The 11,495-nt window shown below is 64.0% G+C and carries 12 protein-coding genes; 7 read left to right on the forward strand and 5 right to left on the reverse strand.

The annotated features are described in order from the left end of the window. Positions 1-26: 26 nt before the first annotated feature. Together CWO89_RS32795 and CWO89_RS32800 are read right to left on the reverse strand one after the other, a co-directional pair. Positions 27-566: an adenine phosphoribosyltransferase gene (locus CWO89_RS32795; protein WP_130582634.1), complete on the reverse strand. Its 540-nt coding sequence runs from the start codon at positions 564-566 to the stop codon at positions 27-29. Positions 567-585: 19 nt separating this feature from the next. Beyond that, the gene (locus CWO89_RS32800) at positions 586-2,748 is read right to left on the reverse strand and encodes an anthranilate synthase component I (protein ID WP_130582635.1); all 2,163 of its coding nucleotides are present in this window, start codon (positions 2,746-2,748) and stop codon (positions 586-588) included. Positions 2,749-3,072: 324 nt separating this feature from the next. Here CWO89_RS32800 and CWO89_RS32805 point away from each other — a divergent pair, with 324 nt between their 5' ends. Beyond that, complete coding sequence (locus CWO89_RS32805) at positions 3,073-4,074, forward strand: VOC family protein (protein ID WP_130582636.1); 1,002 nt, start codon at positions 3,073-3,075, stop codon at positions 4,072-4,074. A gap of 163 nt (positions 4,075-4,237) precedes the next feature. On the opposite strand, the gene CWO89_RS32810 is transcribed toward CWO89_RS32805, so the two are convergent. The 3 genes from CWO89_RS32810 to petA all read right to left on the reverse strand — a co-directional run bounded on the left by CWO89_RS32810 (position 4,238) and on the right by petA (position 7,701). Next, a complete protein-coding gene (locus tag CWO89_RS32810; protein ID WP_130582637.1) occupies positions 4,238-4,912 on the reverse strand; it encodes a dienelactone hydrolase family protein in 675 nt (224 codons plus the stop codon). Between the two features lie 124 nt (positions 4,913-5,036). After that, the gene (locus CWO89_RS32815; RefSeq protein ID WP_130582638.1) at positions 5,037-7,109 is read right to left on the reverse strand and encodes a cytochrome c1; all 2,073 of its coding nucleotides are present in this window, start codon (positions 7,107-7,109) and stop codon (positions 5,037-5,039) included. Positions 7,110-7,170: 61 nt separating this feature from the next. Beyond that, positions 7,171-7,701 (reverse strand): ubiquinol-cytochrome c reductase iron-sulfur subunit, encoded by a 531-nt coding sequence (gene petA / locus CWO89_RS32820; protein WP_130582639.1) that lies wholly within the window; start codon positions 7,699-7,701, stop codon positions 7,171-7,173. 276 nt (positions 7,702-7,977) lie between these two features. On the opposite strand from petA, the gene CWO89_RS32825 reads away from it, so the two are divergent. The 6 genes from CWO89_RS32825 (at position 7,978) to CWO89_RS32850 (ending at position 11,470) form a co-directional block, all read left to right on the forward strand. Continuing rightward, on the forward strand, positions 7,978-8,433 hold the full coding sequence (locus CWO89_RS32825) for a tRNA (cytidine(34)-2'-O)-methyltransferase (protein ID WP_130582640.1): 456 nt from the start codon (positions 7,978-7,980) through the stop codon (positions 8,431-8,433). Between the two features lie 10 nt (positions 8,434-8,443). Then, the gene (gene queE / locus CWO89_RS32830; RefSeq protein ID WP_130582641.1) at positions 8,444-9,076 is read left to right on the forward strand and encodes a 7-carboxy-7-deazaguanine synthase; all 633 of its coding nucleotides are present in this window, start codon (positions 8,444-8,446) and stop codon (positions 9,074-9,076) included. Between the two features lie 16 nt (positions 9,077-9,092). Continuing rightward, positions 9,093-9,458: a 6-pyruvoyl trahydropterin synthase family protein gene (locus CWO89_RS32835; RefSeq protein WP_130582642.1), complete on the forward strand. Its 366-nt coding sequence runs from the start codon at positions 9,093-9,095 to the stop codon at positions 9,456-9,458. Positions 9,459-9,461: 3 nt separating this feature from the next. Beyond that, positions 9,462-10,349, forward strand: a complete 888-nt coding sequence (gene hemF / locus CWO89_RS32840; protein WP_130582643.1) for an oxygen-dependent coproporphyrinogen oxidase — start codon at positions 9,462-9,464, stop codon at positions 10,347-10,349. Then, complete coding sequence (locus tag CWO89_RS32845) at positions 10,333-11,094, forward strand: HAD family hydrolase (RefSeq protein ID WP_130582644.1); 762 nt, start codon at positions 10,333-10,335, stop codon at positions 11,092-11,094. The genes hemF and CWO89_RS32845 overlap by 17 nt, the downstream gene beginning before the upstream one ends. Positions 11,095-11,239: 145 nt before the next feature. After that, the gene (locus CWO89_RS32850; protein WP_349644913.1) at positions 11,240-11,470 is read left to right on the forward strand and encodes a DUF2158 domain-containing protein; all 231 of its coding nucleotides are present in this window, start codon (positions 11,240-11,242) and stop codon (positions 11,468-11,470) included. The last annotated feature ends 25 nt before the right edge of the window (positions 11,471-11,495 follow it).

The raw sequence follows: 11,495 nt of genomic DNA on the forward strand, positions 1-11,495 counted from the left end.
GCCGCAAGAGCGGGGCGAGGTGACTTTTAGTGTCCCTCGAAGGCCATCAGCGTCCGCACAGGGACGTCCATTGCGCGCAGCTTGGCGGCGCCGCCGAGTTCGGGCAGATCGACGATGAAGCAGGCGGCGACGACGTTGGCACCGATCTGGCGCAAGAGCTTGACCGCGCCCTCCGCGGTGCCGCCGGTGGCGATGAGATCATCAACCAGGATCACGCGCTCGCCGGGATGCACGGCATCGGCGTGCATCTCCATCTCGTCGAGGCCGTATTCCAGCGAATAGGCGATCCGCACCGTGGTGTGCGGCAGCTTGCCCTTCTTGCGGATCGGCACGAAACCGGCGGAGACTTGGTGCGCGACCGCGCCGCCGAGGATGAAGCCGCGCGCCTCGACGCCGGCGACCTTGTCGATCTTCGAGCCGGCCCATGGATGCACCAATTCATCCACCGCTCGGCGGAAGGCACGGGCGTCCGCGAGCAGCGTGGTGATGTCGCGGAAGAGGATGCCGGGCTTCGGATAGTCCGGAATGGTACGAATGGCGGCCTTCAGGTCGAGGTCAAACGTCATTGCTGTCTCGCTTTCGTCCTTACGCCCTGGTGTCCAGCCGGAATGCGTTTTCCACGATACGCAGGCCGACTTCGCCGCCGAGCGACATCAGCGATTCCGGGTGGAACTGCACGCCGCCGACCGGCAAGGTCTTGTGCTCGATCGCCATCGCGATGCCGTCCTCCGTGGTCGCCGTCACCGACAATACATCAGGCACGCTCTGGCGCTCGACATAAAGCGAATGGTAGCGGCCGATCACGATCTCATTCGGCAAATTTTGCATTAACCGGCCGCCGCGCACCTGGATGCGCGAGGGACGGCCATGGGCGGGCTGGCCGAGCTGGCCGAGCTGGCCGCCGAAATATTCGCCGATCGCCTGCACGCCCAGGCACACGCCGAAGATCGGCAGCTTCTTCTCGATCGCGGTGCCGATGGTCTTCGAGATCCCGAAATCCTCCGGCCGCCCCGGACCGGGTGACAGCACCAGGAGATCCCAGCTTTTCTGCTTCAGCATCTCCTGGGCGTGGATGTGCCGGACCACGGTGACGGCGGCGCCGACCTGGCGGAAATAATCCGCCAGCATATGCACGAAGCTGTCGTCGTGGTCGATCAGGAGCACCTTCTTGCCGGAGCCGGTGGCATCGGGGGCAATGGTGGAGAGCCGCTTCGGCGGGTCGCTGCGCAACGCCTGGAACAGGGCTGCGGCCTTCACCTGGCACTCGCGGTCCTCGGCCGCCGGATCCGAGTCGAAGAGACAGGTGGCGCCGACGCGAACCTCGGCGAGCCCATCCTTCATGCGGATGGTGCGGATCGTGAGCCCGGTATTGATGCTGCCGTCGAAATTCACGCAGCCGATGGCGCCGGCATACCAGCGCCGCGGCGAACGCTCGTGGTCTTCCACGAACTGCATCGCCCACAATTTCGGCGCGCCCGTCACGGTCACCGCCCAGGCATGGGTCAGGAAGGCATCGAGCGCATCGAAGCCCGGACGCAACATGCCCTCGACGTGATCGACGGTATGGAACAGTTTTGAGTAGGTTTCGATCTGGCGCCGCGCCAGCACCTTGATGGTGCCGGGCACGCAGATGCGCGCCTTGTCGTTGCGGTCGACATCGGTGCACATGTTGAGCTCGAACTCGTCCTTCTCCGAGTTCAGGAGCTGGCGGATCTGCTCGGCATCGCCGATCGCATCGCTGCCGCGCGCGATCGTGCCCGAGATCGGACAGGTCTCCACGCGCCGGCCATCGGAGCGGACGAACATTTCCGGCGAAGCCGACACCAGGAATTCGCCTTCGCCCAGATTCATCAGCGCGCCATAGGGCGACGGGTTGATGCGGCACAGCCGCTGAAACACTTCCGCCGGGGAACGCTCGCAGGGCTCGGCGAAGAGCTGGCCGGGCACCGCCTCGAACAGATCGCCGCGGGCGAACGCCGCACGCGCGACTTCCACGGTCGCCTGGTATTCGCCGGGCGCGTGATCGGCGAAACCCTGCCGACCCGCCTTGAGATAGCGGCTCTCGGCGGTCTCGCGCGGCAGGCCTTCGGTCGACTTGCCGTTCCAGGCGAAATCGTAAGTCAGCACCACGCCGCGGCCGGTGGCGCGGTCATAGGCGAGCAGCCGGTCGGGCACATAAAGCACGATGTCGCGCTGGTCGGCCTCGCGCGGCCGCTTCTGCACGAGGTCCTCGATCTGGAACACGAGGTCGTAGGCGAAGGCGCCGAACAGGCCGAGCAGCGGATCGGCACTGGACGAGAAGGCCGCCACGAGATCGCGCACCAGCGACATCACGCTGGCGCGCCGGGTGCGCTGGTCTTCCTCGACCGGGGCTTCGCCGCGGATGATATGGCCCACCAGCCGCGCCGCACTCTTCTCGGTGATGACGACGCAGGGCTCGCGCAGGACATCGCCGAGGAAAGCGATCAGCACTTCGCCGCGCTTGTTCAGCGCTGATAGCGAGAAGTTCGTGCCTGATGTCTCCAGCGCCAGCGGCGGATCGGAGAAGCCGAGATCGAAGCTCTCGTAGCGCCCGGGCACGCTCGTGCCCGAGGACAGCACGACGCCGCGGCGGCGGTCGAGCAGATCGATCAGGTCGTCGAGCCGGCCGGCATTGCCGGTGAACTGTTCGACCACACGGGTGACCGCAAGCCCGCCACTGGTGCGGTACTCGCTTTTCGCCGGCAGGGAGAAGACTGTCCTGTTCATGTGTTCCTCTTACGAGACTTAACGAGGGAGCGCCACACAGGACAACCGAAGGGACCGTCGCACTGCGATGGCGACCTTCGACGATATTTTAAATGAAATCGCACCGGCCACCTATGAGAAGGTGGGCCACCAAAGACAGGATGGGCGGGCAACGGTGCTCATACCGCGCTAATCACCACCCGGCGGGGGCGATGTCAAGGGACGGGCACGGCCGCTGGCCTGCCCAAAAATCCGTCTTTGGGGTTTGAAGGCCGCGAATTCGCGTAAGTTTGATCCCAAGGAGTGGCGGACCAACCGCCCCAATGGACAACGGTGGAGGCGCATATGGGGCTATCAGGTCTCGGATATGCCGGGTTTGGCGCGGCCGAACTCGATGACTGGCGGGAATTCGGCACCACCCTCGTCGGCCTGCAGGCGGTCGAGCGCGGCAATTCCCTGCTCACCTTCCGGATGGACGACCGCAAACAACGCATCGTGATCGATCGCGCCGCTCCGGAAGGATCGCGCTTCTTCGGCTGGGAGGTGGCGGATGCGGCGGCACTGGATGAGCTCGCCGCCCGGCTCGAGCAAGCCGGCGTCGCGGTGACCGCGGAGCCGCAAGCGCTCGCCGATGCCAGGCATGTGCGCAGGCTGATCTCCTTCCACGATCCCGAAGGTAACCGGCTGAAAGCGTTTTACGGCGCGGAGATCGATGCCACACCGTTCGAGCCGGGCCGCGCGATCTCGGGCTTCCGCACCGGCCCGCTCGGGCTCGGGCATGCCGTGCTGACGGTCGAGCGCATCGATCCGATGATGGCGTTCTATGTCGAGGTGCTCGGCTTCGGGCTTTCGGACTACATCCTGCAGCCGTTTCGCGCCTATTTCTTCCACGTCAACCCGCGCCATCATAGCCTCGCGTTGATCGAGACCGGGAAGAGCGGCATGCACCATCTGATGGTCGAGATGTTCTCGCTCGACGATGTCGGGCAGGCCTACGACGTGGCGCTGAGCCAGCCCGATCGCATCGGCACCTCGCTCGGCCGCCACACCAATGACTTCATGACCTCGTTCTACGCGAGGACGCCGTCATCCTTCATGATCGAATGCGGCTGGGGCGGCCGCGAGATCGATCCGGCGACGTGGCAGCCATACGAGATGCGGGACGGCCCGAGCCTGTGGGGTCACGAGCGCGTCTGGCTGCCGGCCAAGGACCGCGAACTCGCTCGCGAGATGCGAATGCACGCCGCCGCCCAGGGCCGCCGCGCGCCGGTGCAGGTGATGCAGGGCAATTTCAAGCTGATGTCGGGCACCTGTCCGTGGTGGGACGGGGTGACCGGAAAACCCTAAGGCTGCCACGAGCCGTCAGCGCAAATCCCTCATGGTGAGGAGGCGCTTGCGCCGTCTCGAGACGATGCTGCGCATCGCTCGGAGAACCATGAGGCCCCGCCGTCGGCCTCATCCTTCGAGACGCGGCGAAGACGCCGCTCCTCAGGATGAGGGGATGCACCCATCAGCCCAGATGCTTCTTGAAGAACTCCGTCGCCCTGTCCCAGGCGAGCTCGGCGGCCTGGCGGTCGTGCACCGACATGCGCTGCTCGTTGACGAAGGCGTGCTCGGCGTCATAGCGGAAGAGCTCGAGCGACTTGCCGGCGGCCTTCATGGCCTTCTCGAAGGTGTCGACCAGTTGCGGTGTGCACCAATCATCCTTGTTGGCGAAATGTGCCTGCAGCGGGATCTTGACGTCGGCCGGCTTTGCCGCCTGCTCCGGCGGGATGCCGTAGAACACGACACCGGCGGTCAGTTCCGGAATCTTGGTGGCGCCGATGACGGTCACCGCGCCGCCAAGGCAGAAGCCGGTGAGGCCGACCTTGGCGCCGTTCCGCGCCAGATATTGCGCGGCGCCACGTACGGTCTGCGTGGTGGCGTCCATGAAGTCGAGCGAGTTCATCTCGCGACCCGCGGCATCGGTGTCGTGATACGGCACCACCGTACCCTTGTAGAGATCGGGCGCCAGCGCGTCGAAGCCGGCCCGCGCGAAGCGGTCGCACATACCCTTGATCTGGTCCTGCAAGCCCCACCACTCCTGGATCACGACCACGCCCGGCGCATCGCCGCGCGCCGCGTTGGCGAGATAACCGCCTGCGTCCTTGCCGTCCGGACGCTTGAAGGTGATGGTGGTGCCCATGAATTCCTCCGGAATGTTTCTGAGGGGGTTGCGAGTATCTTGACTACTCAGCGCGCGAGACGCAATCGCGCCAGCAAAAAAGCCCCCGCGGGGGCTTTTTCAAATCACGTTGCCGAAAGCGCGATCAGTGCGCGTTGGCCCAGACCTTCTTCTTGGTGAAGTACATCAGGACCGAGAACAGGATCAGGAACACGAACACCTGAAGCCCGAGCCGCTTGCGCGCTTCCATATGCGGTTCCGCGGTCCACATCAGGAAGGTCGTGACGTCGTGGGCATATTGCGCGACCGTGGTCGGCGAACCATCGCTATAGGCGACCTGACCGTCGCTCAGCGGCTTCGGCATCTTGATGGCGTGGCCCGGGAAGTACTTGTTGTAGTAGGAGCCCTCGGGAATGGTCACGCCGGCCGGCGGGTTCTCCTCGAAACCTTCCAGGATCGCGGTGACGTAATCCGGGCCCTGCTCCTGGTACTGGGTGAAGAAGTCGATGACGAACCAGGGGAAGCCGCGCTTGTAGGAACGGGCCTTGGTGATCAGCGACAGGTCCGGCGGAGCCGCGCCGCCATTGGCCGCACGAGCCGCCTGCTCGTTCGGGAACGGCGACGGGAAGTAGTCAGCGGGCCGGCCCGGACGCTCGAACATCTCGCCCTGGTCGTTCGGGCCATCCTTGATCTTGTAGTCGGAGGCGAATGCGGCGGCCTGGGCCGTCGAATAGCCGGGCCCGCCGGGATCCGCGAGGTTGCGGAACGCGACAAAGGACAGGCTGTGGCAGGTCGCGCAGACCTCCTTGTAGACCTGCAACCCGCGCTGCACCGCGCTGCGGTCAAACTTGCCAAAAGGGCCGGAGAACGACCACTTCTGCGCCGGCGGTGCCACCTCGCCCCCCTCGGCCTTGGCGCTTTGCGCGCCGCCGACCAAGAGCCCGCCCGCAACCATGATCGCGATCACGGCCGAGACCATCGGCGCGGCCTTGCGGCCCGTCTTCGCCAGCACATCGTCGGCGATCGAGTTCGGCACCGGCCTCGGCGTCTCGATCCGGGAGAGCAGCGGCAGCACAATCAGGAAGTACGCGAAGTAGCAGACCGTCAGGATACGGCCGGCGATCACATAGATGCCCTCCGGCGGCTGCGCCCCGAGATAGCCGAGCAGGACGCAGACGACGACGAACATCCAGAAGAACTGCTTGGCCAGCGGGCGATACTTCGACGACCTGGTCTTGGCGCTGTCGAGCCACGGCAGGAACGCCAGCACTAGGATCGCCGAGAACATCGCGACCACGCCCGCAAGCTTGTTCGGGATCGAGCGCAGGATCGCGTAGAACGGCAAGTAGTACCATTCCGGCACGATATGCGCCGGCGTCACGCCCGGATTGGCGGGAATATAGTTGTCCGCCTCCATCAGATAGTTCGGCATGTAAAAGAGGAAGTAGGCGAAGAAGATCAGGAAGCAGGAGACGCCGAACAGATCCTTGATCGTCGCGTAGGGCGTGAAGGCGACCGTGTCCTTCTCGGTCTTGGCCTCGACGCCGGCCGGATTGTTCTGGCCCGCCACATGCAGCGCCCAGACATGCAGCACGACCACGCCGGCGATCACGAAGGGTAACAGATAGTGTAGCGAGAAGAAGCGGTTCAGCGTCGGGTTGCCGACGGCGTAACCGCCCCACAACAGCGTCACGATGCTCTCGCCGAAATAGGGCACGGCGGAGAACAGGTTGGTGATGACGGTGGCGCCCCAGAAACTCATCTGACCCCAAGGCAACGCATAGCCCAGGAAACCAGTTGCCATCATGAGCAGGTAGATGATGACCCCGAGAATCCAGAGTACCTCACGCGGCTCCTTGTACGACCCGTAATACAGGCCGCGGAACATGTGGATGTAGACGGCGATGAAGAACATCGAGGCGCCGCTGGCGTGCATATAGCGCAACATCCAGCCGTAATTGACGTCGCGCATGATGAGTTCAACCGACCTGAAGGCGAGATCAGCATGCGGGGTATAGTGCATCGCCAGGATCACGCCGGTCAGGATCTGCACCGCCAGCATCATCGAGAGGATGGCGCCGAAGGTCCACCAGTAGTTCAGGTTGCGCGGCGTGGGATAGGCCACGAAGGAGGAGTGCATGAGGCCGAAGATCGGCAGTCGCCGCTCGATCCACCTCAAGACGGGATTGGTCGGCTGAAAATCGGATGGTCCGCTCATTGATGCGATCCTGAGAAGTAAAGACGACGCGATCGGTCGAAGCCTCGGGCTGGGCCGAAACTTAGCCGATCTGGATTTTGGTGTCGGAAACGAACTGATAAGGCGGCACGGCCAAATTGGCGGGCGCGGGCCCCTGGCGGATACGACCGGAGGAGTCGTATTGCGAGCCATGGCAGGGGCAGAAAAATCCGTCGTAATTGCCCTCATGGGCGATCGGGATACATCCGAGATGGGTGCAGATGCCGATGACGACCAGCCATTGCTCATGGCCGGACTTGACCCGGGCCTCATCGGTCTGCGGGTCGGGCAGGCTCGAGAGCGGAACGCTGCGCGCCTCGTCGATCTGCTTCTTGGTGCGGTGGCTGATATAGATCGGCTTGCCGCGCCAGAACACCTTGATGTCCTGCCCCTCGGCGACCGGCGCCAGATCGACCTCGATAGGCGCACCGGCGGCGATGGTCGCCGCGTCCGGGTTCATCTGGTCGATGAATGGCCAGACCGTCGCAGCTGCACCCACCGCAGCAGCAGCACCCGTTGCAACAAAAAGGAAATCACGGCGTGTCGGATGGTCCGCCGAAGACGCTGTCGTCACGATTCCAAGCCCTTTCCTTGTCTGCAGCCGGTGGAACCGCCCCGGTGGCGCCCATTGCAACCGGGAGGTCTGCCGGCGCCCGCGGCCCCCCGCGGCGGCAGAAAACCACTATCCCTCCTCCCTACTGGCGGAATAGCAGTCCAGAATCGTTCTATTGGCACCCTTGCCGGACGAGCGCAAGCCCGCTATCGGCTCGCAGGCGTGCAATGCACGAAATGAGCGACGAACGTTGTTTTCTTGAGACATTTCGTCGAGACTTAACCCCGCGCCACGGCCATGCAGATCGCGCTCTTCCAGCCCGATATTCCACAGAACACCGGCACCATCCTGCGGCTCTGCGCCTGCCTGGATGTGGCGGCTCATATCATCGAGCCGGCAGGCTTCCCGACCTCCGACCGGCATTTCCGCCGGGCGGGAATGGACTATCTCGACCACGTCCGTTTGACGCGCCATGATTCCTGGACGAAGTTCGAGCAATGGCGCCGCGAGGCTGGCTATCGGCTGATACTGTTCACAACCAAGGTCGCCGGTTCCTACCTCGATTTTCGCTATGCCGCTTCCGATATACTGCTCTTCGGGCGCGAATCCGCAGGGGTCACCGATGCGGTGGTGGCGGCCGCCGATGCGCGGCTGGTGATCCCGATCAAGCCGCCCATGCGCTCGCTCAATATCGCGATGTCGGCGGCGCTGGCGATCGGCGAGGCCGTGCGGCAGACCCGCAGCCTGAGCTGAAGGAGATTCCGTGAGCTACGCGGTCAAGGAGATTTTTCTTACCCTTCAGGGCGAAGGCGCGCATGCCGGCCGTGCCTCGGTGTTCTGCCGCTTTGCCGGCTGCAACCTGTGGAGCGGCCGCGAGCAGGACCGCGCCAGCGCCACCTGCCAATTCTGCGACACCGATTTTGTCGGCACCGACGGCACGCTCGGCGGCCGCTATGCGAGTGCCGCAGCACTTGCCGATATCATCGGCGCGCAATGGACGGGCGATAATGTCGGCCGCTATGTCGTGCTGACCGGTGGCGAGCCGCTGCTGCAGGTCGACACCGAGCTGATCGACGCGCTGCATGCGCGCGGCTTTGCCATCGGCGTCGAGACCAATGGCACGATCACACCGCCAGACGGGCTGGATTGGGTCTGCGTCAGCCCGAAGGCGGGCGCGGAACTCGTGGTGCGGAAGGGGAACGAGTTGAAGCTCGTCTATCCGCAACAGGACGCCGCGCCGGAACGCTTCGTCGATCTCGATTTCGAGCGCTTCTCGCTGCAGCCGATGGATGGGCCTGATGTAATTCAAAACACCGCGCGCGCGGTCGAGTATTGCTTGCAACACCCTAAATGGCGGCTGAGCGTGCAGACGCACAAGACGCTGGGCATCAGATAGGAGTTGGACTTTCAGGATGTGGGAATTGACGAAATCGTTCCGCTTCGAGGCGGCGCATGCGCTCTCCGGAACGACCCTTGGCGCGAGCAGCCAGGACATCCATGGCCATTCGTTTCGTGCGGAAGTGACGGTGCGCGGAACGCCGGACCCAGCGACCGGCATGGTGCTTGACCTAGGCCTGCTCGAACGCCGCATCGCCGAGGTGCAGAAGACGCTCGACCACAAGTTCCTCAACAAGATCGAGGCGCTTGGACTGCCTACCCTTGAAAACCTGTCGCGATTCATCTTCGAACGGGTGCAGCATGCGGGCAAGGTCAGCCGCGTCAGCGTGCATCGCGACAGTTGCAACGAGAGCTGCACCTATTTCGGACCGGAAGCCTAAGTCATGGAAAAATCCGCGATCGAACAGCGCAAGGCGCGCGCAAAAACCTGGTTCGAAACGCTGCGCGACGATATCTGCGCGGCCTTTGAGCGGCTGGAGGATGACGCGCCTGCTTGGCTCTATCCAGGCGAAGCCGGGCGCTTCGTGCGCACGCCGTGGGAACGCACCGACCATACCGGCAAGCCCGGCGGCGGTGGCGTGATGTCGCTGATGCGCGGGCGCCTGTTCGAAAAGGTCGGCGTGCACTGCTCGACCGTGCATGGCGAGTTCGCCCCCGAATTCCGCGCCCAGATCCCGGGCGCGGCGGATGATCCGCGCTTCTGGGCCTCGGGCATCTCGCTGATCGCGCATCTGCACAACCCGAACGTGCCGGCGGTGCATATGAACACCCGCTTCGTCGTCACCACCAAGGCGTGGTTCGGCGGCGGTGCCGACCTCACGCCGGTCCTGGAGCGGCGGCGCACGCAGGACGATCCGGATACGCTCGCCTTCCATGCCGCGATGCAATCAGCCTGCGATGCGCATGCGCGGATCGCGCCGTATGAGAAATACAAGAAATGGTGCGACGACTATTTCTACCTGCCGCATCGCAAGGAGGCGCGCGGCATCGGCGGCATCTTCTACGATTGGCACGACAGCGGCGACTGGGACGCCGACCTCGCCTTCACCCAGGATGTCGGCCGCGCGTTCCTGAATATCTATCCCGAACTGGTCCGGCGCAATTTTGCGACAGCATGGACCGCTGAGGACCGCGAGGAGCAACTGGTCCGGCGCGGGCGCTATGTCGAGTTCAATCTGCTCTACGACCGCGGCACGATTTTCGGCCTGAAGACCGGCGGCAATGTCGATTCGATCCTGTCGTCGATGCCGCCGTATGCGAAATGGCCGTGAGATCGCCATCGTGACCAAACTCCCCCGCGCCATGCTGATCGACATGGACGACACCATCCTGTCGGCCTATGCCCGGCCCGAGATCGCCTGGAACACGATCGCGGCTGAATTCGCCGATGAATTGACGCCGATGGATCCGCCGGTGGTTGCCGCCGCGATCCTGGCTTTCGCCCGGAAATTCTGGTCCACGGCGGAGCCGATCTGGCGATTGAAGCTCGAGGAAGCGCGCCGCGAAACGGTCAGGGGCGGCTTTGCCGCGCTTCGTGCGAGCGGTCACCCGTCCGTTTCAGACGATCTCGCGGTCCGGATCGCCGACCGCTTCACGACGTTTCGCGAGGAAAGCATCTTCGTCTTTCCCGGCGCGCACGACGCCATAGACGGGTTGCGGGCGCTCGGCATCAAGCTCGCGCTCGTCACCAACGGCGCCGCGTTGATGCAACGCGCCAAGATCGAGCGCTTCGCACTGACTCACCGCTTCGATCACATCCAGATCGAAGGCGAGCATGGCTTCGGCAAGCCCGAAGAGCGCGCCTATCTGCACGCCATGGATGCGCTCGGCGTCAGCGCAGCGGACACCTGGATGGTCGGCGACAATCTGGAATGGGAAGTCGTCGCGCCGCAGCGGCTCGGCATCTACTCGATCTGGATCGACGTGCACGGGGATGGCCTGCCGGCGGGATCGACGATCAGGCCGAATCGCATCATCCGCTCCCTGACGGAACTGCTGCCCGGCGCGAATCGGTAGCGAACCCTGCGCTTCGCCGTAATCCCCATCAAAATCCTGTAGCGGCGATCCCTCGTGATCGGACTGTCATGACAGCTCTGTAACGTGCCCGCGCGTCAATCAAGGCGAAGGGTGGACCATGGAACTAAAACCAGGCGATGTGGTGATGCTGAAATCGGGCGGGCACCCGATTACGGTTGCGGAAGTCAACGAGGATTCCGTCGAGTGCGTATGGATGGGTATCGACGGCGATCTGTTTCGGGAAACGCTTCCCGTTGCCGTCCTCGAAGCCGCCATTCCCGATGACGAGGAAGAGGACGACGACGAGGAAGACGAAGAAGACGACGAAGAAGACGATGAGGACGAAGACGATCGCCGCAAGGACAAGGTCGCTTAAGTCCCTGCCTGCGATGCGGCCTAGC

Source organism: Bradyrhizobium sp. Leo170, assembly GCF_004296405.1.
Lineage (GTDB): Bacteria > Pseudomonadota > Alphaproteobacteria > Rhizobiales > Xanthobacteraceae > Bradyrhizobium.